General features: G+C 64.4%; 16 protein-coding genes and 1 pseudogene. 12 read left to right on the plus strand and 5 right to left on the minus strand.

Translation table 11 applies throughout. The annotated features are described in order from the left end of the window. The first annotated feature begins 3 nt into the window (after positions 1-3). Positions 4-1,914: an SDR family NAD(P)-dependent oxidoreductase gene (locus ACUXVA_RS16620; RefSeq protein WP_445487116.1), complete on the plus strand. Its 1,911-nt coding sequence runs from the start codon at positions 4-6 to the stop codon at positions 1,912-1,914. A gap of 6 nt (positions 1,915-1,920) precedes the next feature. On the opposite strand, the gene ACUXVA_RS16625 is transcribed toward ACUXVA_RS16620, so the two are convergent. Further along, entirely contained in the window at positions 1,921-2,931 is a 1,011-nt protein-coding gene (locus ACUXVA_RS16625) for an MraY family glycosyltransferase (protein ID WP_265083773.1), read from the minus strand. Positions 2,932-3,135: 204 nt separating this feature from the next. Between ACUXVA_RS16625 and ACUXVA_RS16630 the strand changes: the two genes are divergently transcribed. Both ACUXVA_RS16630 and ACUXVA_RS16635 read left to right on the plus strand, forming a co-directional pair. Beyond that, the gene (locus ACUXVA_RS16630) at positions 3,136-4,131 is read left to right on the plus strand and encodes an NAD-dependent epimerase (protein WP_265079307.1); all 996 of its coding nucleotides are present in this window, start codon (positions 3,136-3,138) and stop codon (positions 4,129-4,131) included. Between the two features lie 20 nt (positions 4,132-4,151). Beyond that, positions 4,152-5,564, plus strand: a complete 1,413-nt coding sequence (locus tag ACUXVA_RS16635) for a mannose-1-phosphate guanylyltransferase/mannose-6-phosphate isomerase (RefSeq protein ID WP_265079306.1) — start codon at positions 4,152-4,154, stop codon at positions 5,562-5,564. Between the two features lie 86 nt (positions 5,565-5,650). Here ACUXVA_RS16635 and ACUXVA_RS16640 read toward each other — a convergent pair whose 3' ends face one another. Then, a complete protein-coding gene (locus tag ACUXVA_RS16640; protein WP_265079305.1) occupies positions 5,651-6,067 on the minus strand; it encodes a hypothetical protein in 417 nt (138 codons plus the stop codon). Positions 6,068-6,182: 115 nt separating this feature from the next. Then, entirely contained in the window at positions 6,183-6,851 is a 669-nt protein-coding gene (locus tag ACUXVA_RS16645) for a hypothetical protein (RefSeq protein WP_265079304.1), read from the minus strand. 35 nt (positions 6,852-6,886) lie between these two features. Here ACUXVA_RS16645 and ACUXVA_RS16650 point away from each other — a divergent pair, with 35 nt between their 5' ends. From ACUXVA_RS16650 to ACUXVA_RS16670, 5 genes and pseudogenes are all read left to right on the plus strand, one after another. Further along, the gene (locus tag ACUXVA_RS16650; RefSeq protein WP_445487120.1) at positions 6,887-7,891 is read left to right on the plus strand and encodes a Gfo/Idh/MocA family oxidoreductase; all 1,005 of its coding nucleotides are present in this window, start codon (positions 6,887-6,889) and stop codon (positions 7,889-7,891) included. Between the two features lie 48 nt (positions 7,892-7,939). Next, positions 7,940-9,088, plus strand: a complete 1,149-nt coding sequence (locus ACUXVA_RS16655) for a DegT/DnrJ/EryC1/StrS family aminotransferase (RefSeq protein ID WP_445487122.1) — start codon at positions 7,940-7,942, stop codon at positions 9,086-9,088. Positions 9,089-9,249: 161 nt separating this feature from the next. Then, a pseudogene (gene murJ / locus ACUXVA_RS16660) lies at positions 9,250-10,780 on the plus strand (murein biosynthesis integral membrane protein MurJ). 65 nt (positions 10,781-10,845) lie between these two features. Then, a complete protein-coding gene (locus ACUXVA_RS16665) occupies positions 10,846-13,143 on the plus strand; it encodes a xanthine dehydrogenase family protein molybdopterin-binding subunit (protein WP_445487124.1) in 2,298 nt (765 codons plus the stop codon). A gap of 126 nt (positions 13,144-13,269) precedes the next feature. After that, complete coding sequence (locus ACUXVA_RS16670) at positions 13,270-13,716, plus strand: c-type cytochrome (RefSeq protein ID WP_265079299.1); 447 nt, start codon at positions 13,270-13,272, stop codon at positions 13,714-13,716. Positions 13,717-13,972: 256 nt separating this feature from the next. On the opposite strand, the gene ACUXVA_RS16675 is transcribed toward ACUXVA_RS16670, so the two are convergent. Then, positions 13,973-14,845, minus strand: coding sequence for an SDR family oxidoreductase (locus ACUXVA_RS16675; protein ID WP_445487127.1), 873 nt, complete (start codon positions 14,843-14,845; stop codon positions 13,973-13,975). A gap of 123 nt (positions 14,846-14,968) precedes the next feature. Between ACUXVA_RS16675 and ACUXVA_RS16680 the strand changes: the two genes are divergently transcribed. The 4 genes from ACUXVA_RS16680 (at position 14,969) to ACUXVA_RS16695 (ending at position 19,401) form a co-directional block, all read left to right on the plus strand. Continuing rightward, a complete protein-coding gene (locus ACUXVA_RS16680) occupies positions 14,969-15,778 on the plus strand; it encodes a crotonase/enoyl-CoA hydratase family protein (protein WP_445493307.1) in 810 nt (269 codons plus the stop codon). Between the two features lie 7 nt (positions 15,779-15,785). Next, the gene (locus tag ACUXVA_RS16685; protein ID WP_445487129.1) at positions 15,786-17,324 is read left to right on the plus strand and encodes an acyl-CoA synthetase; all 1,539 of its coding nucleotides are present in this window, start codon (positions 15,786-15,788) and stop codon (positions 17,322-17,324) included. A 167-nt stretch (positions 17,325-17,491) separates the two neighbouring features. Further along, positions 17,492-18,472: a tripartite tricarboxylate transporter substrate binding protein gene (locus tag ACUXVA_RS16690; RefSeq protein WP_265079297.1), complete on the plus strand. Its 981-nt coding sequence runs from the start codon at positions 17,492-17,494 to the stop codon at positions 18,470-18,472. 5 nt (positions 18,473-18,477) lie between these two features. Beyond that, the gene (locus tag ACUXVA_RS16695; RefSeq protein WP_265079296.1) at positions 18,478-19,401 is read left to right on the plus strand and encodes a DUF1932 domain-containing protein; all 924 of its coding nucleotides are present in this window, start codon (positions 18,478-18,480) and stop codon (positions 19,399-19,401) included. Between the two features lie 11 nt (positions 19,402-19,412). On the opposite strand, the gene ACUXVA_RS16700 is transcribed toward ACUXVA_RS16695, so the two are convergent. After that, positions 19,413-22,202 carry an ATP-binding protein gene (locus tag ACUXVA_RS16700; RefSeq protein ID WP_265079295.1) on the minus strand — a complete coding sequence of 930 codons (2,790 nt, stop codon included), beginning with the start codon at positions 22,200-22,202 and terminating at the stop codon, positions 19,413-19,415. Between the last annotated feature and the right edge of the window lie 219 nt (positions 22,203-22,421).

Raw genomic sequence — 22,421 nt, forward strand, 5'->3', positions numbered from 1 at the left:
TTGATGGCCCGTATTTTTGCGTTTACCTGGCGAAACTGGCTGATTGCGATTCACGACGCAGGCGCGACCGCGGCGGCTGTGGTCCTGAGTTTCATGCTGCGTTTCGACGGCGAAAACCTGTGGGACCGGCTGCCGTTGCTGTTGACGATTCTGCCCTATTTCGTCGTCTTCAGTTTTTTCGTCTGCTACATGTTCCAGCTGACGACCACCAAGTGGCGCTTCATTTCGGTCCCCGACCTGTTCAATATCATCCGCGCCGCCACCGTGATGTCGGTCGCGCTGCTGGTGCTGGACTATATTTTCCTCGCCCCGAACGTCTACGGCACGTTCTTCTTGGGCAAGACGACGATCATCATCTACTGGTTCATCGAAATCTTCTTTCTCAGTGGATCGCGGCTGACCTATCGCTACTTTCGCTACACGCGCACGCGCAACCAGGCGCGCGCGATGGATGCCGCACCGACCTTGCTGATCGGCCGCGCTGCGGATGTTGAGGTCTTCCTGCGCGGCATCGAGAGCGGCGCGGTCAAGCGGCTGTGGCCGGTCGGGATTCTGTCGCCTGCGATGTCGGATCGCGGCCAGACCATCCGCGGCGTTCCCGTGCTGGGCGGGATCGACGACCTGCAGAATGTGGTCGAGGACTTTGCCAACCGCAGCCGACCGATCGAGCGCGTGGTGATGACGCCTTCGGCCTTCACGGATGAGGCCCATCCCGAAGCCGTCCTGATGCGGGCGCGGAAGCTTGGCCTCGTGGTTAGCCGGTTGCCGTCGCTGGAGGAAAGCCGGGACACGCCGCAACTCGCGCCAGTGGCCGTGGAAGACCTGCTGCTGCGTCCCAGCGTCAAGATCGACTACGCGCGGCTGGAAGCCTTCGTGCGCGGCAAGTCGGTTGTCGTGACCGGCGGCGGTGGCTCGATCGGCTATGAGATCTGCGACCGTGTCACCACCTTCGGCGCGGCGCGGCTGCTGATCATTGAAAACTCCGAGCCGGCACTTCATGCCGCTATGGAGAAGCTGTCGACCAAGGTCACCGGCGCGGTCGTTGACGGCCATATTGCCGATGTCCGCGATCGCGAGCGCATCCATCAGCCGATGATCGCATTCAAGCCGGACGTCGTGTTTCATGCGGCGGCGTTGAAGCATGTCCCGATTCTGGAGCGCGACTGGGGCGAGGGCGTCAAGACCAACATCTTCGGCTCGGTCAACGTCGCTGATGCGGCGCTGGCGTCGGGCGCGGATGCCATGGTGATGATCTCCACCGACAAGGCGATCGAGCCCGTGTCGATGCTCGGCCTCACCAAGCGCTTCGCCGAAATGTACTGCCAGGCACTCGACGGCGACGCCTCCAGCGGCTGTGACGCCAAGTCGCCGATGCGGCTGATCTCGGTGCGGTTCGGCAACGTGCTGGCGTCGAACGGCTCGGTGGTGCCGAAGTTCAAGGCGCAGATCGAGGCCGGCGGCCCGGTGACCGTGACCCATCCCGACATGGTGCGCTACTTCATGACCATCCGCGAGGCCTGCGATCTCGTGGTCACCGCTGCGACCCATGCGATGAATGCGCAGCACTCCGATGCTTCGGTCTACGTGCTGAGCATGGGGCAGCCGGTCAAGATCGTCGATCTCGCCGATCGCATGATCCGGCTGTCGGGACTGCAGCCGGGCTACGACATCGACATCGTTTTCACCGGCGTGCGTCCTGGCGAGCGGCTCAACGAGATTCTGTTTGCCAAGCAGGAGCCCACCAGCGAGATCGGCATTGCCGGCATTCTCGCGGCGCGGCCGCACGAACTGCCGCTGCCGACGCTCAAGTCGTGGCTGGCGGCCTTGCTCAGTGCCATCGCGGCCGATCAGCACGATGTGGTGGTGGCGATCCTGAAGGACGCCGTTCCGGAGTATCGGGCAGAGGCTGGCTGACGCAGGTTAGCGCTGTGGCGTGGAGAATTGCCGCAGCACGACCGCGACGATGACTGCACCCGCCGCAAGCAAGCCAAGATCCGCGCCGGTGGAATCGAGATAGATCGACAGGCCGGCCAGCATCGCCAGTCCGATGTTGAGGACGAATACCCGGCCGACGACCTGCAGGACCGTGAAGCCGTTGTCGGTCGCACGCTGGTAGAAATGCGAGCGGTGAGCGAGCCAGACAGCCTCGCGCTTCGCCAGCCTCCGCAGCAACGTGATCGTCGCATCGGCGAGATAATACAGCGGCAGAAGAATTGCAGCGGCCAGATGCTGCCGAAACGCCAGTTCCAGAAAGCACCAACCCAGCAGCAGGCCGATCGGCAGGCTGCCGACGTCGCCGAGAAAAACCCGGGCTACCGGGCGGTTGAACGGTGCGAAGCCTATCATTGCGCCACCCAATGCGGCGGCGACGAATGTGGCGGATGCAGGCAGTCCACCGAACAGACCGATCACGACCAGAGCGCCGGTGACCGGGACGACTTCGGCAACGGTCATCCAGTCCAGCCCGTCCATGAAGTTGACGAGGTTGACGAACCAGAGAGCGGCGAGCAACAGCACGCCGCGCTCGAGCCAGATTGGGAAATCATTGACGATCCGCAGATCGGCGGGGATGGCGAACAGGACGGCGCCAACGGCAATCGCCTGCATCGCCAAGCGTGGCGCCACCGATATCGGATGCAGATCGTCGGCGGCGCCAATGGCCGCGATCCCGACGGTCGCGCCAAACACCGTCCACAGCGCCAGCGGTTGAGCCCCCAATACCGACAGGATCGCGATCCCGGCGACCAGCAGCGTCGCGCCGATCACCGCGATCCCCGCGCCCTGTGGGGTGGGGACGACGTGCGACGACCGCGCATTGGGGCGTGCCAGTGCGTAGCGGACGAGCAGCGGTCGCAGGACTGGCGTCAGCGCAGCACAAAGCGCTGCAGCGGCTATTCCGACGGCCATGATCGCGAGTTCGAAATGTGACATTGAGATGATCAAACTTGATGTGGCGGGGGCATAACATAGCCGCGTTTCCGTTTCATATCCCAGTTTCAGGGAATCACCATCCAACTGGATGGCGACTTTTGAGCTGGATCTGCCCAATCTTGCGTTGAGGGGCTTCGCAGCATAAGGAGCGAGCTCCGGGTTGCTGCCGGTCAGGGCCGATGCTTGAATGCCACCGGAGGTCGAATGTCGGATGAACCAGTTCTGGTCACGGGCGCTGCGGGATTTATCGGATTTCACGTCGCGCAGCGATTGCTCGACGATGGTCGTCGCATCGTCGGGTTGGACAGCCTGAACGATTACTATGATCCGACCCTCAAACAAGCCCGGCTGGACATCCTGCAGAAACACCCCGGATTCGAGTTCGTGCACGCCAATCTGGCGGATCGAGCCGCCATCGCCGCGCTGTTTGCCAGGCATCGCTTCCCGGTTGTGATTCACCTCGCGGCGCAGGCGGGGGTGCGCTATTCGATCGAGCATCCGCATGCCTATGCCGACGCCAATCTGGAAGGCTTCCTCAACGTGCTGGAGGGTTGCCGTCACAACGATTGCCGGCATCTGCTCTATGCGTCATCATCATCGGTCTACGGCGCCAACAAGAAGATGCCGTTTTCGGTCGGCGACCGGGTCGACAACCCCATCAGCCTCTATGCCGCGACGAAGAAGGCCAATGAGCTGATGGCGCATTCCTATAGCCATCTCTATCGGCTTCCGACCACCGGGTTGCGGTTCTTCACCGTCTATGGGCCGTGGGGCCGGCCGGATATGGCGATTTTTCTGTTTACCAAGGCGATCGTCGAGGGCGTGCCGATCAAGCTTTTCAACCATGGGAAGATGCGCCGCGATTTCACCTATGTCGACGACGTCACGCGCGTGATCGATCGGCTGATTGACCATGTGCCCGAAGGCAGCGATGAACAGGCGCCCGCCAGGATCTACAATGTCGGCAACAACAAGCCGGAGGATCTGCTCGACGTGGTGACCGTGCTGGAAAAGGAACTCGGACGCGCGGCGCAGAAGACCATGCTGCCGATGCAGCCGGGCGATGTGCCGGAAACCTTCGCTGACGTGGATGATCTCATGCGGGATGTGGGCTTCAGGCCGGAAACCTCCATCGCGACCGGCATTCGCAACTTTGTCGCCTGGTATCGTCGGCACTACGACGTACGAGAAAATGCATAGCCAATCGATTTGAGGACCTTATGGACAAACGTATCATTCCACTGATCATGTGTGGTGGCGCCGGGACCCGGCTGTGGCCTTCGTCGCGCGAGGGGCGCCCGAAGCAATTCCTGCCGTTGTTCGGGCCGCGCTCGACGTTCCAGGACACCTTGCTGCGGGTCTCCGATCCCACATTGTTCGAACGGCCGATTGTCATCACCAACCAGGCCTACCGCTTCATGGTGCTGGAACAACTGGCGGACATCGGCGTCGAAGCGGATGTACTGCTGGAGCCCGCGCGGCGGGATTCCGGCCCGGCGATTGCTGCCGGCGCTGCGTTCGCATTGACGCGCGACGGCGAGGCCGTGGTGTTGGCGCTGGCTGCCGATCATGTGGTTGCAGATAACGCCGCCTTTATCGCCGCTTGCCGCCAGGGCTTGCCGGCCGCCAAGGCCGGACACGTCGTCACCTTCGGCGTCAAGCCGGAGCGGCCCGCGACGGAATATGGCTACATCTCTCCCGGCGCCCCCATTATGGGCGACGTCCAGGCTGTCGCGAAGTTTGTCGAGAAGCCCGACCCGGCGACGGCCGCCGATTACATCGAGGCGGGCTATCTCTGGAACAGCGGCAACTTCATGTTCAGCGCGGCCATGTTGCTCGACGAATACCGCCAGCTCGACGCAGCGAGTGTCGATGCCGTGACCGATGCCGTGGCCAAGGCGGGCCATGATCTTGGATTCGTGACGCTCGATCCGGAATCGTTCGGGGAGGCCAAGGCCATCTCGATCGACTACGCGGTGATGGAAAAGACGTCTCATGCTGCGGTCGTGCCGATGGCCTGCGGCTGGTCGGATGTCGGCTCATGGCATGCGGTGTGGGAACTGTCCGGCAAGGACGACCACGGCAATGCCGCGCAGGGCCTGGCGGTGTTCGAAGACTCCCGCAACTGCAATGTGTCCACCGACGGCGCAATCGTTGCGCTGGAAGGCGTCGACGATCTCGTCGTGGTGGCGACGCTCGATGCCGTGCTGGTGTCGCGCCAGAACGACGCCAACGGCATGAAGCGGCTGGTCGCCAAGCTCAGGGCCGTGGCGCCGAAGGTGACGGAGGATCACCTCAAGGTGCATCGCCCGTGGGGGTCCTACCAGTCGGTCGACAATGGCGAGCGTCACCAGGTCAAGCGCATCATCGTCAAGGCCGGCGGCCGGCTCTCCCTGCAGAAGCATCACCACCGCTCCGAGCACTGGATCGTGGTCCGCGGTGCAGCCCAGGTGACAGTCAACGAACTCGTCAAGGTCGTGCACGAGAACGAGTCGATCTACATCCCCATCGGTGCCACCCACCGTCTGGAAAACCCCGGCAAGATTCCGCTGGAACTGATCGAGGTCCAGACCGGCAGCTATCTCGGCGAGGACGACATCATCCGGATCGAGGATGACTATCAGCGGAAATAGTGACCGGGCGAGCGCCAACGGATAGCCAGAACCGCCTGTTCCTGCTCGTCGGGCGCAATGCGAGGCTGGCGTCCGTCGCCAACGCGCTACTTGGTCGGGGGCGTCGGTTTGACGTTCGGGAACCGGGTCAGCAGTGCCGTCTTCAGGAACTTGAAGTGCGGAATGCTGACGGCAAGCTCATCGAGCCGGCGCTGTCCGTTGGCGATCTCGCGCTCGAACAGGTCGAGATGCTCGCTGTCGATTTTTTCCCTTGTCAGGTACTCGTCGTTGCCGTTGCCGAACGAAACTGCCGCACGCGACAGCACGTCGTCGATACGTCGGGTCAGGCCGGCCTGTTCGACCTCGGCGCTGCGCACCGCCTCGTCGATGGATCGGATGACGGCCTCGATGCGCCCACGGTCCGTCTCGGCGTCGCGTTCCGCCGAGCGCGCCTTGAACTCGCGCTCGCCGATCATGCCGCGCAGAAAGGTGCTCGCCCGGGCCCGCCGGAACAGTTGGAACATGTGGCAACGTCCCATTGTAGGATCACCGAATAGACTGGCCTTCGGTTCTTGGCCCCTTCTTGGTTATCATCCGGTTAATGCCAGGTCGCGGCGACCGTAGCCGCCATGCGCTGGCTCAAGCCGTCGGCTTGACGTCAGGCATCCCGCTCAGCAGTGCCGCCTTCAGAAGCTTGTAGTGAACGATGCGGGCGGACAGGTCTTCGAGGCGGCGCTGGCTGTTCAGGACGTCGACTTCGATCAGGTCGGTGGATTGGCCGTGGCCGGCGACCTGGGCAACGGAATCGTTGCCGTCGTTGCCCAGCTTGAGCGCGGCTTGTGCCAGCACGTCGTCAATGCGTTTTCCAAGGCCGGCATATTCGGCCTCGGCGCCTCTCAGCGCGTCGTCGATCGCCCGCAAGATGGAATCATCGCGCAGCCGGTCGGTTTCAGAATCGCGATCGGCGGAGCGCGCCTTGAATTTAAGTCCCGCTGTGCGGGCCCGCAGCAGGCTTCGAATGCGCGCGCGCAAATACCATTGGGTCATGAAGGCGTCCCGTGCAGAGGATGACGATTCGCAGCAACGATCAGGTCGCAGCGCCTCTCTGAGAGATAGGTCAACTTCGCCGTTGCGGGAAGCCTCGGTTCGCCGGCAGGGAGCCAGGTCCCGGGCGTCGATTTGCGCAGGCGAGGCTGTGTGGACGGTTAAAATGCCTGTAATTCTTTGAATCAAAACGTGTTTGGGTATCTCGCTCCGCCATTCGCCACAATTGTGGCGGCATGCTAGGAGAACCAGCGCGCGGTTCATTCCATGAGCCGAACGTGTCATTTCGAGGTTTATTGATGGTTTCGAGAGAATCTGCAGCGGACGCGGGCCGCGTGCTTCGTGTCGGCGTCGTCGGCGCCGGCGTCATGGGCAGCAATCATGGGCGTGTGCTGGCCGGACTGCCCGGTATCGAGCTGATCGGCATCGTCGATCCCATGCTGGAACACCGCACCCGTGCGACCAAGCTGATCGGCTGCCCGACGTTTTCCGACCTGGAATCCCTGATCGCGGCAGGCGTCGATGCCGTCACCATTGCAGCACCGACCCATCTGCATCACCAGGTGGCGCTGGCCTGCATTGCCAAGGGCATCCACGTGCTGGTGGAGAAGCCGATCGCCTCCACCGTGGAGGAGGGTCGCGAGATCGTCGAGGCAGCCCGCAAGGCCGGCGTGACCCTGATGGTCGGCCATGTCGAACGCTTTAATCCGGCAGTCGCCGCCGTCAAGCAGGCCATCAAGGACGAGGATATCCTGTCCATCGCCATCACCCGCGTCGGCCCGTTTCCGCCGCGCATGTCCGATGTCGGCGTGGTCATCGATCTCGCGGTGCATGACATCGACCTGATCCGCTGGTTCACCGAATCAGACATCGTCGATGTGCAGTCGCGGCCGGCCAGCGCTGTCGCCGAGCGCGAGGACATTGCGCTGCTCCAGTTCCGCACCGAATCCGGCGTGCTCGCGCATATCAACACCAATTGGCTGACGCCGTTCAAGGCGCGCACCGTCACGGTGGCGACCCGCGGCAAATATGTGATGGGCGATCTCCTGACCCGCCAGGTCACCGAATGCTTCGGCTTCAAGACAGACGGCAGCTATTCCATGCGCCACCTGCCGGTTGGCCAGGACGAGCCGCTGCGCGCCGAACTGATGGCGTTCCTTTCCGCCGTACGCAGCGGCGGCGTGCCGGCCGTGACCGGCGAGGAGGGCGTCGCCTCGCTGGAGATCGCGATCCAGTGCCTGGACGCGCCGAAGAAGCCGGCCGCTACAGCGGCTCGCGCCGTACCGCGCCGCGTGGTCGGCTGACGCCGCCCGCCGCGCGACCACACCGCCATGACCAAGTCCGAGAGCCCAATGAACCAGCACACCCGCATTGATCCCGTTCCGTTCGTCGACATCGGCGCGCAGCGTCGCCGCCTCGGCCAGTCGATCGACGATGCGGTCGGCCGCGTGCTGACCCACTGCCAGTTCATCGGCGGGCCGGAAGTGGCCGAGCTTGAGGCCGCGCTGGCGGCCTATTGCGGCGCCAAGCATGTGATCGGCTGCGCCAGCGGCACCGACGCGCTGTTGATGGTGCTGATGGCCAAGAAGGTCGGCCCCGGCGACGCGGTGTTCTGTCCGTCCTTCACCTTCTGCGCCACCGGCGAGGCCGTGGCGCTGACCGGCGCCACGCCGGTGTTCGTCGACGTCGATGCGACCACGTTCAACATGGATACCGAATCGCTGAAGCGCGCGATCGGCACCGCGAAGAAGCTTGGCCTGACGCTCAAGGCGGTGATCCCGGTCGACCTGTTTGGCCAGCCCGCCGACCATGACGCCATCGGCGCCATCGCCGAGGCCGAAGGCATGTTCGTGCTCGACGACGCCGCGCAGGCGTTCGGCGCCACCATCCGGGGCAAGCGGCTCGGCACCGCGGCGCTGGCCACCGCCACCAGCTTCTTCCCGGCAAAGCCGCTCGGCTGCTACGGCGACGGCGGCGCCATCTTCACCGATGACGATCGGCTGGCCGCCGACCTGCGCAGCATCCGCGTCCACGGCCAGGGCTCCGACAAATACGACAATGTCCGCCTCGGACTCACCGGCCGGCTCGATACCATCCAGGCCGCGGTGCTGCTCGAGAAGCTGAAGATCTTTGACGACGAGATCGCCGCGCGCAACAAGGTGGCGGAGCGCTATGCGCGCAGCCTTGGCAACGTCGTCACCGTGCCGCGGGTCGCCGAAGGCAACACCTCGATCTGGGCCTGCTACACCATCCGCCTGCCCAAAGGCACCGACCGCGACGCTTTCGCCGCGGCGCTGAAGGCGCAAGGCGTGCCGACCGCTGTCTACTACGGCAAGTCCGTGCACATGCAGACCGCCTACGCAAACTATCCCGTCGCCGATGGCGGGCTGCCGGTGTGCGAAGCCATGTCCGCCGACGTCATCAGCCTGCCGGTGCACGCCTATCTCGACGAACCGACCCAGGACCGCGTCATCCAAGCCATCCGCGACGCGTTGGCGTAAGCTGTCACAATCACAACTGTCACCCACAAGTGTCATCGCCCGCGAAAGCGGGCGGTCCAGTATCCGGCATCGCCCGAGAGTATCGCCGGCAATGTCGTTTACTGGGTCACCCGGTCAAGCCGGGTGACGACAGCCCAGAGCTCATGCTGTAGAAGCGGCTGATGCTGAGACGTATTTTCACCGTCGGCGGATACACGCTGTTGTCGCGGATCACCGGATTCGCGCGCGACATCATGCTCGCCGCCATCCTTGGCGCGGGGCCCGTCGCCGACGCCTTCTTCGTGGCGCTGCGGCTGCCCAATCATTTCCGCGCCATCTTCGCAGAAGGCGCCTTCAACGCCGCCTTCGTGCCGGCCTATGCCCATGTCCACGGCGAGCATGGCGAAACCTCGGCGCGATTGTTCGCCGATCGCATCTTCACGCTGCTGTTCGCCTCGCAGGTGGTGCTGCTGGTGGCGGCCTGGCTGTTCATGCCGCAGGCCATGAGCATCCTGGCGCCCGGTTTCACCGATGACGCCGAGCAGCGCCGGCTGGCTATCGAGCTGACGCGCATCACCTTTCCCTACCTGCTGCTGATCACTTTGGTGACGCTGTACGGCGGCATCCTCAATGTGATGCAGCGCTTCGCCTCTGCTGCGGCGGCGTCGATCTTTCTCAACATTTCGATGATGGCCACGCTGGCTTTGGCGGCGTTCTTCCCCAGCGCCGGCCACGCCGCGGCATGGGGCGTGCTGATCTCCGGCTTCCTGCAATATTTCCTGCTGGCGGGCGATCTGGCCACGCATGGCGGGCTGCCGCGCTTTGCGCCGCTCCGGCTCGATGAGGACGTCCGCGCCTTCTTCCGCGCGCTCGGGCCGGCGACGCTGGGCTCTATGGGCACCCAGGTGGCGCTGTTCGCCGACACCATCATTGCCACGTTTCTTCCGGCCGGCGCGCTGTCGGCACTGTATTATGCCGACCGCCTCAACCGGCTGCCGATCGGCGTCATTGGCATCGCCATCGGCACCGTGCTGCTGCCGGAAATGTCGCGGCGGATCACCTCGGGCGACCATGCCGGCGCCATGGCGTCGCAGCGCCGCGCCTTCGAATTCACGCTGCTGTTTTCCGTGCCGTTCGTCGCCGCCTTCCTCAGCGTGTCCGACGTGATCATGCGCGCGATGTTCGCACGCGGCGCCTTCACCAAGGCCGACGCCGCCGCCGCCGGCGCGACGCTGGCCGCCTATGCGATCGCGCTGGTGCCGTTCGTGCTGATCCGCAGCGCCGTCGCCACGTTCTATGCGCGCAAGGACACTGCGACGCCGGTCAAGGCCGCATTGACCGGCATCGCCGTCAATGTGGTGCTGAAGATCCTGCTGGTGGGGGCATTGGCGCAGGTCGGCCTGGCGCTGGCCACGGCCATTGGCGCCTGGATCAATCTGCTGCTGGTGATCGGTTTCGCCGTGCGGTTCGGGTATCTGGAATTCGATCGTGCCTTCCTGCGCTCGCTGGCAAAATTCCTCGTCACCGGCCTGGTGCTGGCGGCGGCGCTTTGGCTGACAGCGCGGTTTGCTGCGGCGCAGTTCGCGCAACTGAGCGCCTTGCGCGACGAGATCGGCGCTGGCGGTGCTGATCGTGGTCGGCGCCGCGGTCTATGCGGCCTTGATTTTGCTGCTGTTCGGCCGCCGCTGGCTGGTGTCGCTGGTGCGCAGCTAGGCCGTTTGCGCTTCCCGCCGATCCGCTGCAATATGGAGCAAATCTAAACTGCAGACGGAAACACCATGGCTCCCATCAAATTCGGCGTCGGTCAAAGCGTGCTGCGCAAGGAAGACGATGCGCTGATCCGCGGCAAGGGCCGCTATACCGACGACCATGCGCCGGCCACGCTGCATGCGCTGGTACTGCGTTCGCCGCACGCCCATGCCACCTTCACCCTCGATGCCGGCCGCGCGCGCACCCTGCCGGGCGTTGCCACCATCCTGACGGCTGCGGACGTCAAGGATCTCGGCGGTCTGCCGTGCCTGTTCAATCTGCCGGACACGCCGTTCACCGGGCCGGACTATCCGATCCTCGCCGACAAGGAAGTGCGCCATGTCGGCGACGCCGTGGCCTTCGTGGTGGCCGAGACCATCGATCAGGCCCGCGATGCGGTCGAGGCCATTGAGGTCAACTGGACGCCGATGCCCGCCGTCATAGGCCTCGTCAATGCCGTCAAGAAGGACGCGCCGCAGGTCTGGGCGAAACACGCCGGCAACGTGCTGTTCGACGTGCCGATCGGCGACAAGAAGGCCGTCGACGCGGTGTTCGCCAAGGCGCACACGGTTGCCGAAGTGCAGATCGTCAATCCGCGCGTCATCATCAACTACATGGAGACCCGCGCGGCGATCTGCGAATACGACGCCAAGCGCGATCACATGACCCTGACCATCGGCAGCCAGGGCAGCCACCGGCTGCGCGATATCCTCTGCGACAACGTGCTGAAGATATCCAAGGACAAGATGCGGGTGATCTGCCCGGATGTCGGTGGTGGCTTCGGCACACGGCTGTTCCCGTACCGCGAATATGCGCTGGTGGCGGTGGCCGCGAAAAAGCTGCGCAAGAACGTCAAGTGGGCGGCCGACCGCGCCGATCATTTCGTCGGCGATGCGCAGGGCCGCGACAACGTCACCCACGCCCGCATGGCGCTGGCGGAAGACGGCAAGTTCCTCGCCATGGATGTCGACCTGATGGCCGACATGGGCGCCTATCTCTCGACCTTCGGCCCTTACATCCCCCATGGCGGCGCCGGCATGCTGCCCGGTCTCTACGACATCAAGGCGTTCCATTGCCGGGTGCGCACCGTGTTCACCAACACCGTGCCGGTGGACGCCTATCGCGGCGCCGGCCGGCCCGAGGCCGCCTATGTGGTGGAGCGTCTGGTCGACGCTTGCGCGCGCAAGCTCGGCATGACGCCGGATGCCATCCGCCGCAAGAATTTCGTGCCGCCGAAGGCAATGCCCTACACCACCGCGACGGGGAAGATTTACGATTCTGGCGACTTCGCCGCCCACATGAAGCGGGCGATGGAGGTCGGCGAGTGGAAGGAGTTTCCGAAGCGCGCCAAGGCTGCGAAGAAGCTCGGCCTGGTGCGCGGCATCGGTCTGGCGACCTATGTCGAGGTCTGCGGCACCATGGGCGAGGAGACCGCCAATGTGGCGCTGGGCGCTGACGGCGACATCACCATCCTGATCGGCACCCAGTCGACCGGGCAGGGCCACCACACCGCTTATGCGCAGATCGTCGCCGAACAGTTCGGGGTGGCGCCGGAGCGCGTCCACATCGTCCAGGGCGACACCGAGAAGGTGGCCACCGGCCTCGGCACCGGCGGCTCCGCCTCGATCCCCTCCGGCGGCGTCAGTGTGCAGCGCGCCACCCGCAAGCTCGGAGAGTATCTGAAGGAACTGGCCGCCGACGCGCTGGAAACCAGCATTGGCGATATCGAGATCAGCGATGGCGCGGCCCGCGTCGCCGGCACCGACCGCTCGGTATCCCTCGCCGATCTGGCGAAGAAGGCGGATCCGGCAAAACTCAACGCGTCGGAGACCTTCAGCAGCGCCGACGGCACCTTCCCGAACGGGACCCATCTGGTGGAAGTCGAGATCGATCCCGCCACCGGCAGGATCGAGATCGTCAACTATGTCATCGTCGACGACTTCGGCGTGACGCTCAATCCGCTGCTGCTGGCCGGCCAGGTCCATGGCGGCACCATGCAGGGCATCGGCCAGGCCTTGATGGAGCAGGCGGTGTACGATCCGAAGGACGGCCGGCTGGTGACCGGTACCTTCATGGATTACGCGCTGCCGCGCGCCGCCGATGGTGCGCCGATCACGTTCGAGACCCATAACATCCCCTGCACCACCAATCCGATGGGGGTGAAGGGCGCGGGCGAGGCGGGCGCGATCGGCTCCTGCCCGGCGGTTGTCAATGCCATCATCGAGGGCCTGCATCGCGAATATAGGATCGAGCACATCGACATGCCCGCCACGCCGGAGCGGGTGTGGATGGCGATCCGCGAACACGAGCGGCTGCACCGGCTGTAATGTGGCAGCCGCTGGAATAGACCTGCAGCAGCGGGGTTATGGGTTCGGGCGTGACAGGCGTCGCGTTCGTAGGGTCAGTGACGTATCTCGTCGCGCTGATCAGTCAACGAAACAGGGAATGAGCCAATGATACGCACTGTGGTTGTCGTGGGAGCCTTGATGCTTGGCGTGGGTGCTGTGGCGGCGCAGCAGGACGTCGTGAAGGAAGCCCAGAACATCATGAAGGCCAATGGCAAGAATCTCGGCGGCGTGCTCAGCGCCATGGCCAAGGGCGAGAAGCCCTACGATCAGGCCGCGGTCGACGCGGCGCTGGCCCAGCTCGACGACACTGCCAAGAAGCTGCCGACCCTGTTTCCGGAAAGCACCAAGGGCCTGAAGCCTGAGGGCGACTACAGCGCCTCGCCGAAGATCTGGGAAGACAAGGCCGGCTTCGACGCCAAGATCGCCAGCTTCGCCAAGGTGGTCACCGAGGCCAAGGCCAAGATCAAGGATCTCGACTCGCTGAAGGCCAATGTCGGCGGCATCGGCAAGGAATGCGGCGGCTGCCACGAGACCTACCGCGTGAAGATCTAGAGTCTGATCCATCAAGACTGAAGCGGCTCAATCTTGTCCCGGACGCGGTGCGGCGCGAAGTGCCGCTCTGCAGATCCGGGACCGTCCCGGGCGCCGGAGTTTTGGGCGGTCCCGGCTCTGCAGCGCACCACGCCTCCTGGCGGAGGCGCATTGCGCTGCGTCCGGGACACGCTTCCATTGAGCAGAATCCGGCCCCGGGACTGCGATCTACTCACGTTGAAGCGCAGCGCTGGATTCAAACTCGCGAATTAGAACTCTACCCCCGCGCCACCTTGTCCTTTTCATTCTGCGACTTGATGGCGTCGCGGGCCTGGGTCCAGTCTTCGTCCGACCGGCTGCGCAACTGATAGAAATTGCCGCCCATGGCGAGCGCCTGGCCGCCGTCCATGGCAATGGTCTCGCCATTGATCCAGTCGCAGCCGCCGGAGATGAGGAACACCGCGGTGTTCTGCAACTCTTCCATGGTGCCGACGCGTCCCATGGGATTCATCGCCTTGGTACGGGCGCCGGCCTCGTCGCCGGGCTTGATGCGCTTGCTCATGCCCTCGGTGGGAATTTCGCCAGGCGCAATTGTATTGAGCCGGATGCCATAGCGGCCCCATTCGGTGGCCAGCGACATGGTCATGGCGTGGATCGCCGACTTGCTCATGGATGAGGGCACCACATAGGGACTGCCGTTGCGCACCCAGGTCACGGTGATCGACACCACGTTGCCGGGCAACTTGGCGGCAATCCAGCGTTTACCGACCGCATGCGTGACGTAGAACGTCCCGTGCATCACGGTGTTGGCCACCGCATCGAAGCCGCGCGGCGACAGGTCCTCGGTGCGGGAGATGAAGTTGCCGGCGGCGTTGTTGATGAGGTCGGTGAGCGGGCGATCGGTGAAAATGTCCTCGATCATGGCATCCACCGCCGCGCAATCGCGGATGTCGACGCCGTGGCTGGTCACCTTGCCGCCGAACTCGGCCATCAGTTCGGTGGCGGTCTCGTCGCAGACTCCCTTGCGGCGGCCGCAGATGTGCACCTCGGCGCCGAGCGACAGGAATTTGGACGCCATCGATTTGCCGAGGCCGGTGCCGCCGCCGGTCACCAGTATGTTTCGACCTGCGAGAAGCTGCGGATTGAACATCGGATGGTCCTGTTCTAAGAGAATGTTGCCGGGTTAATTAGTTGATTGACTAAAACCGGTGGGCGCTTTCCTGTAAAGCGCAAAACAAAAACAAGTTTGGGGAGGAAACGCCCAGTGCAGGATGTGCAAGATCGCGTCTCGGTGTCCGTCACGGACGGTGTCGCCGATGTCAGGCTGGTTCGCGCCGACAAGATGAATGCGCTGGATGCGGCGATGTTCGAGGCGCTGGTGGCCACGTCGGATCGCCTGAGCCGTGAAAAGGGGCTCCGCGCGGTGGTGCTGTCCGGCGAGGGACGGGCGTTCTGCGCCGGGCTCGACATGGGACGATTTGCCGCCATGAACGACAGCGGCGGTGAAGGGCTCGGCGGCGGCCAGAAGCGCGACCTTGCGGCGCGCACCCATGGCCTCGCCAATCATTCCCAGCAGGCCGTGTGGGGCTGGCGGCAGTTGCCGGTGCCGGTGATCGCCGCGATCCAGGGCGTCGCCTTCGGCGGCGGTTTTCAGCTCGCGCTCGGTGCCGACATGCGTTTCCTGACGCCGGACGCGCGCATGTCGATCATGGAAATCAAATGGGGGCTGGTGCCGGACATGGCGGGGACGCCGATCCTGGCCTCCCTGGTCCGCGACGATATTTTGCGCGAGCTCACTTACACCGGTCGCATCTTCTCGGCGCAGGAGGCGCTGAGCTACGGCCTCGCCACCCGGATCTGCGACGACCCGCGCGCCGAGGCGCTGTCGCTGGCGCGGGAGATCGCCAACAAAAGCCCGGACGCGATCCGCGCCGCCAAGCGCATGCTCAACAAGCTGTCGGTCGATCCAGGCCCGGCCTTGCTCGCCGAATCCGTCGAGCAGATGAAGCTGATGGGCCAGCCGAACCAGCTTGAGGCGGTGCGCGCCAATATGGAAAAGCGCGCGCCGCGGTTCGTGGACTGAACGCATCATGGCGTCCTTATTCCACGGCATCATCAGCGGCGAGCGCCGCCGCAGCTTCGCCGACGTCACCGAGCGCGCCGGCCGCATGGCCGGCGGGTTGCAGCGTCTCGGTGTCAAGCAGGGCGACAGCGTCAGCATCCTGATGCGCAACGACATTGCGTTCATCGAAGCCGCCTATGCGGTGGCCCGGCTGGGCGCCTATGGCGTGCCGGTGAACTGGCACTTCAAGCCGGAGGAGATCACCTATGTGATCGCCGATTCCGGATCGAACATCCTGATCGCCCATGCCGACATGCTGCATCGGCTGCGCGATTCCATTCCGGCCGGCACCGTAACCCTCAGCGTGCCGCCGCCGCCGGAGATCCTGGCGAACTACAAGATCGATCCGGCGCATGTCGCAACGCCGGCCGGCGCCATCGATCTGGAAGCGTGGCTGGCGGAGCAGGCGCCCTATGACGGCCCCGTCGTGCCGCAACCCCACAACATGATCTATACGTCGGGTACCACCGGGCATCCTAAGGGCGTGCGTCGCTTTGCCCCGACGCCGGCGCAGGCTGCGTCGGCGGATCAGATGCGGGCGCGGGTCTATGGCCTCAAGGAAGGCGCGCGGGCCCTGTTGCCCGGGCCACTATATCATTCCGCACCCAATGCTTTTGCTTTGCGCGCCGGCCGTCTCGGCGGCGGGCTGGTGATGATGCCGCGCTTCGAGCCGGAGGAGTTCCTGCGCATCGTGCAGGATGAAAAGATCGATACCATCTTCATGGTGCCGACCATGTTCATTCGGCTGATGAAACTGCCGGCGGACGTGCGTGCCAGATACGATGTGTCGTCGCTGCGCCATGTCATCCATGCCGCGGCGCCGTGCCCGCCCGACGTTAAGAAGGCGATGATCGACTGGTGGGGACCGGTGATCTTCGAATTCTACGGCTCCACCGAATCCGGCGCGGTCACCTTCGCCAATTCCGAAGATGCGTTGAAGAAGCCGGGCACTGTGGGCAAGATCGCCCCCGGCGCCGAATTGCGGTTCCTCGGCGATGACGGGCAGATCCTGCCGCAAGGCGAGATCGGCGAAATCTATTCGCGGATCCCAGGCAATCCGGATTTCACCTATCACAACAAGCCTGAGAAGCGCGCCGAGATCGACCGCGAGGGTTTCATCACCTCGGGCGACGTCGGTTACATCGACGAAGACGGCTACGTCTTCATCTGCGACCGCAAGCGCGACATGGTGATCTCCGGCGGCGTCAATATCTATCCCGCCGAAATCGAAGCGGCCTTGCATGCTCTGCCCGGCGTGCACGACTGCGCCGTGTTCGGCATTCCCGACGAGGAATTCGGCGAGGCGCTGATGGCGGTGATCGAGCCGCAGCCGGGCGTCGTACTCGACCTCGCTTCGGTGCGCAGCGACCTCAGGCGGCAACTGGCGGACTACAAGGTGCCCCGCCAGATGGAGATCCAGTCGAACCTGCCCCGCGAGGATTCCGGCAAGATCTTCAAGCGCCGCCTGCGCGATCCCTATTGGGCGCGGGCCGGGCGGACCATCTAGGGGGCAGACGCCGCGGATCTGTCAGGCTAGAGCATTTTTATTTTGAATTGGTTTTAATTGATCCGCGTTCACTACAAGGATTCCTCACCATGAGGACGGTGGGTGGTTTCAATCCGAAAATGCTCTAGAAGTGGCGCAATGCGCCATCAGGTACTGAGGACCAAGACATGTTGACCCGCAAAATATTCATCGGCTGTGCGCTCGCGCTTGGCCTGTTTGGACATGGCAGCCAGCTCGCGCTGGCGGCCGACAACTGGCCGGCCAAGCCGGTGACGATCTTCGTGCCCTATGCGGCCGGGGGCGCCGTCGATGTGCTGGCGCGCACGGTCGGCCAGTCGCTGTCGAAGACCTGGGGCCAGCAGCCCGTGATCGAGAACCGGCCCGGCGCCGGCGGCACCATCGCCTCGCAGGCACTGGCCCAGGCCAAGCCCGATGGCTACACGCTCATCCTGGTCGCGTCAGGTCATCCGCTGAACCAGTTCTTCTATCCGAAACTGCCCTACGACACCTTCAAGGATTTTACCGCGATCAGCGAAGTCGCCTATTCGCCCTTGGCCATCGTGGTGGCCAAGGACAACCCGGCCAAGAACCTCGGGGAATTGCTGGCGCAGGCGAAAGCAAAACCGGACGCGCTGTCCTACGGCATGTCCGGCAACGGCACCTCGGCGCATCTGGCCGGCGAATTGCTGAACTACATGGCCGGCGTCAAGATCGTCTCGATCCCCTACAAGGGCGGTGCGCCGGCGCTGACCGCGGTGATGGCCGGCGACATTCCCATCAGCATCAATCCCTTGCCGGAGATCATGGGGCAGCTTGACGGCGGCGCAGTTCGCGCCATTGCGGTGACCACCGCGACGCGGTCTCCGATGCTGCCCAACGTGCCCACTGTGGCGGAGTCCGGCGTGGCCGGTTACGACACCGCGGTGTGGTGGGGCTTTCTCGGACCCGCCAACATGCCGCCGGAACTGGTGGCCAGGATTCACGCCGACATCGCGACGGCCTTGAAGGATCCGGCTGTGCTGGAAGCGCTGAAGAAGATCGGCGCCACGCCGGCCGACAGTTCGCCCAAGGAATTCGACGCCTTCATGCATGCCGAAGCCGACAAGTGGGGACCGATCCTGAAGCAGGCCAACATCAAGGTGCAGTAAGCGTCATGTCCAACGCCTCGAACCAGTGGCGCATCGGCGTCGTCGGCTATGGCGAAGTCGGGCGCATTCTTGCCGAGGACCTGCGCAAGCAGGACCTGCGCGTCAGCGCCTACGACACCAAGCTCGGCGGCTCGCAGGCCGCCGCCTTGCAGGACCACGCGGCGATGCATGGCGTTGTGCTTGCATCGTCGCACGCCGATCTCGCGGCAAACGCGGACTTCATCATCTCCGCGGTGACGGCGAGCCAGACCGTGCCGGCGGCGCAAGCCTGCGTGCCGGGCCTGCAGCCGCAGGCCTGGTTCCTCGACTTCAACTCCGCCTCGCCCGGCGCCAAGCAGCGCGCGGCGGCGCTGATCGACGGCGGCGGCGGACGCTATGTCGAGGGCGCGGTGATGACCTCGGTGCCGCCCTATCGCCTCAGGGTGCCGCTGCTGCTCGGCGGCCCCGCCGCGCGCGAACTGGCGCCATTGCTGAATGAGATCGGCTTCGACGCCAAGGTCTCCAGCGACCGGCTCGGCATCGCCTCGGCCACCAAGATGTGCCGCAGCATCATGATCAAGGGCATGGAGGCCATGGTGATCGAGAGCTTCACCACGGCGCGCGCCTACGGCGTCGAGGATGCGCTGCTCGCATCGCTCACCGAGACGTTTCCGAGCATCGACTGGGAAAAGCAGGGTGCCTATTTCTTCCAGCGGGTGATCGAGCACGGTCGTCGCCGCAGCGAGGAAGTCCGCGAGGTGGCCGAGACGGTACGCGAGATCGGTTTGACGCCGTGGTCCGCCGAGGGCACCGCCGAGCGCCAGGGCTGGGTCGCCGACCTCGCCGACGACGGTCTGTTCGGCACAAGAGGCACGCCGGAATTCGCGCGCAGCACTGACTGGCGCATGGAGGCCGATCGTATTCTCGCCGCGTTCAAGCCCAAGGTGTGAGACAGGGCGGGCTAACCGGCCTGGCCACGCGCGTTCGCGGCTTCGCCTGATGCAGCGGCGGGAGCGGGCGTCAGCGCAAGCCGCACCATGCGCGCCAGTTCGGACTTGCGATAGGGCTTCGGCAACAGCAGCACGTCGGCATCGAGACGGCCGTGATGCACGATGGCGTTCTCGGTATAGCCGGATGTGTAGAGAACCTTCATGTGCGGCCGGCGCTGCGTCACGGCATCGGCGAGCTGGCGGCCGTTCATGCCGCCCGGCATGATCACGTCGGTGAACAGCAGATCGAAAGCGGCGCCGCCATCGACCTGCGCAAGCGCCGCGGTGCCGCTGGACGCCATCAGCGTTCTGTAGCCAAGGCTGTGCAGTTGCGTGACGACGAAGCCGCTGACCAGCGGATCGTCCTCCACCACCAGGATGGTCTCGCTGCCGCCTTCGATGGGCGCGGCGATTTCGGCCGCCTGCGACTCCGTACTGGCACAGGGCAGGTATAGCTTGATGGTGGTGCCGTAGCCCTCCTCGCTGTAGATCTTGATGTGTCCATTGGATTGCTTGACGAAACCATACACCATGCTCAGGCCCAGCCCGGTTCCGCGGCCGACCTCCTTGGTGGTGAAAAACGGCTCGAACACCTTGTCGCGCAGGCTGGCCGGAATGCCGACGCCGGTATCGCTGACGGCGATCATGACGTAGGGGCCGGGGACCACCTCAACGTTATTCTGGGCATAGGAGTCGTCGAGCACGACATTGCCGGTCTCGAGCAGCAGCTTGCCGCCGTTCGGCATCGCGTCGCGTGCGTTGACCGCAAGATTGAGCAGGGCGGCGGAGAGCTGCGACGGATCGATAAGAGCCGGCTGGGCGTCCTGCTCCAGCGTCGTTTCAATCTCGATCTGCTCGCCGAGCGACGGCCGCAGCAGTTTCACGGTATCGAGGACCATCGTGTTGACGTCGATATTGCGTGGCTGCAGCGGCTGCTTGCGCGCGAAGGCAAGCAGATGCTTGGTCAGCTCAGCGCCGCGGTCGGCGGCCTCCACGATCATGCCGGCGATCGTCAGCAGGGTCGGCCTGTCGGTCAATTCTTCCAGCAGGATTTCCGATGATCCGGTGATCACCGTGAGCATATTGTTGAAATCATGCGCGATGCCGCCGGTCAGTTGGCCGATCGCATCGAGCTTCTGCGACTGGTGCAGTTGTCGCTCGGTCTCCTTGGCTTCGGTGACGTCGCGGAACACGACCACCGAGCCGGTCTGTTTGCCGGCGGCATTGCGAATGGGACGCGCGCCACATAACAGATGTTTGAGCTTGTCGACGCCGTGCGGGCGAAAGCAGACCTCGAATCCATCGACGGTTTCGCCGCGCAGGCTGCGTCGGCTTGGCCATTGCTCCGGCGGAAGCGGTGTCATCCCGTCGGGATAGAATGCCTCGAAGGCGGCGGTCCAGGACGGGCGTTCGCCGGGGATGGGCGATGTGAGAATGGCGGTTGCCGCAGTGTTCTCGTAGACCACCGTCCCGTCCATATCGACGAGCAGAACGGCCTCGGCCATGGTCGCCATGATGCTTTCGAACACTTCCCTGTCGTGTTGCATGGCTGAGGTCCGCTCGCGGACCTCGCGCGCCATTTTCTCGAATGCGCGTGCGAGTATCCCGATCTCGCCTTTGGCCTCCAGCGGAACCAGAAGTGGTGCACCCTGCGAGAACCCCGCCACCGCGGTGGTCATCTGGCTCAGGGGCCGGACCAGGCTGCGTGCGAATGCCACCGCCAGCAGTACGGCGCCGAGGACGGCGATCGCCCCGCCGATCAGGCTGGAGTCGCGTAGCGCGGTGAGCGCCGCGCCGACAATCTTGTCCTCCGGAATCGCTTCAGCTACCGAGACGCGCGGACCGTCGGCGAGGCGGACCGACACGAATGCCACCCCGAAGCGCTTTCCCTCGCGGCTCTCGAAGAGATCCGGCTGTTGTTCGCCGGTCGCGACTGCGCGCGCCAGCCCGGGATAGTCGTCCTGGATCCGATAGGATTTGCCGAACGCGAAACCGAATTCGCGGCTGTTGTCGGGATGGGACAGATAGTCGCCGCGCTCGTTCACGACATAGGTGGCGGCATCCAGGCTGGTCTCTTCGTCGAGCCGCTTGAAAGCAGACCGCATATCGACGTTGATGATGAGCATGCCGAACCGCGCACCGTCAGGTCCGAAAATCGGCGTTGACACCCTGACTACGGGCGCACGGGGTATTTCGATCGTGTCGTTTTCCTGGTTCAGCTCGACCGCCGATACCACGACCTCGCCGTCGCGTGCCGCCATGGTCCGCGCGAAATAAGGTCGATCCGCCTTTTGCTCCAGTTCGGCGTCCGGGACGATACGGGCCGCGCCACCCGCAGTCGGTCGTTGCGCCCGCACCAGTTCGCGCCCGCCATCGGCGAGTCCGATGATGCGGAACGCCAGGTATTGCTGCTTGGCGTCGAGTTCGGCAGCAAGTCGTTGCGCGATGCGGCCACGCCATTGGGCGAGAGAGAGGCCGGTCTGCCCGGCTGCGGGATCGCGACTGAGGGCGATCACCTCGTCGAGGCCGATGATGTGGCGAAACCCCTTGAGGTCGGCACGGGCATTTGCAACGAGATTGGACAGATCGACGGCGAGGGCGCGGGCGTTGGCATCCAGGCGCACCAATGCGCGGGGAACCGCGATAGCGGCAATGTTGCGGTAGCTCAGAAAGCCGACCGTTCCGGCCGTGGCAAGCACCAGCGCGACGATTGCGATCGTCAGTCGCGTCGATAGGCTCAGTCCCTGCTTCAACAAGCGCACCTCCAACTCCTGCTTACGCCAGATCGTCGTTGCACCGCAATGATTTAGCGCCCGCCTGCGCCATCGTTCCGTGAAGCGGCCGCGCGCTACCACGGGCCGTCGGCCAGAGGACGGTTGCCAATATAGCGCGGTGAACGGCGAGCGCGGACGCGAATGACAGTGGCGGCCAGCGATCGGCCCGTAGCTTGCATCTGATTCTGCACCACCGCTCTTGCACCG

The sequence above is a fragment of the Rhodopseudomonas sp. RCAM05734 genome (genome assembly GCF_052658035.1).

Bases quoted from the DNA above. Each gene is read 5' to 3' on its own strand.
- ACUXVA_RS16620 (WP_445487116.1), top strand. From the start codon at position 4: ATGGCCCGTATTTTTGCGTTTACCTGGCGAAACTGGCTGATTGCGATT.
- ACUXVA_RS16625 (WP_265083773.1), bottom strand. From the start codon at position 2,931: ATGTCACATTTCGAACTCGCGATCATGGCCGTCGGAATAGCCGCTGCA.
- ACUXVA_RS16630 (WP_265079307.1), top strand. From the start codon at position 3,136: ATGTCGGATGAACCAGTTCTGGTCACGGGCGCTGCGGGATTTATCGGA.
- ACUXVA_RS16635 (WP_265079306.1), top strand. From the start codon at position 4,152: ATGGACAAACGTATCATTCCACTGATCATGTGTGGTGGCGCCGGGACC.
- ACUXVA_RS16640 (WP_265079305.1), bottom strand. From the start codon at position 6,067: ATGTTCCAACTGTTCCGGCGGGCCCGGGCGAGCACCTTTCTGCGCGGC.
- ACUXVA_RS16645 (WP_265079304.1), bottom strand. From the start codon at position 6,851: ATGAACCGCGCGCTGGTTCTCCTAGCATGCCGCCACAATTGTGGCGAA.
- ACUXVA_RS16650 (WP_445487120.1), top strand. From the start codon at position 6,887: ATGGTTTCGAGAGAATCTGCAGCGGACGCGGGCCGCGTGCTTCGTGTC.
- ACUXVA_RS16655 (WP_445487122.1), top strand. From the start codon at position 7,940: ATGAACCAGCACACCCGCATTGATCCCGTTCCGTTCGTCGACATCGGC.
- ACUXVA_RS16665 (WP_445487124.1), top strand. From the start codon at position 10,846: ATGGCTCCCATCAAATTCGGCGTCGGTCAAAGCGTGCTGCGCAAGGAA.
- ACUXVA_RS16670 (WP_265079299.1), top strand. From the start codon at position 13,270: ATGATACGCACTGTGGTTGTCGTGGGAGCCTTGATGCTTGGCGTGGGT.
- ACUXVA_RS16675 (WP_445487127.1), bottom strand. From the start codon at position 14,845: ATGTTCAATCCGCAGCTTCTCGCAGGTCGAAACATACTGGTGACCGGC.
- ACUXVA_RS16685 (WP_445487129.1), top strand. From the start codon at position 15,786: ATGGCGTCCTTATTCCACGGCATCATCAGCGGCGAGCGCCGCCGCAGC.
- ACUXVA_RS16690 (WP_265079297.1), top strand. From the start codon at position 17,492: ATGTTGACCCGCAAAATATTCATCGGCTGTGCGCTCGCGCTTGGCCTG.
- ACUXVA_RS16695 (WP_265079296.1), top strand. From the start codon at position 18,478: ATGTCCAACGCCTCGAACCAGTGGCGCATCGGCGTCGTCGGCTATGGC.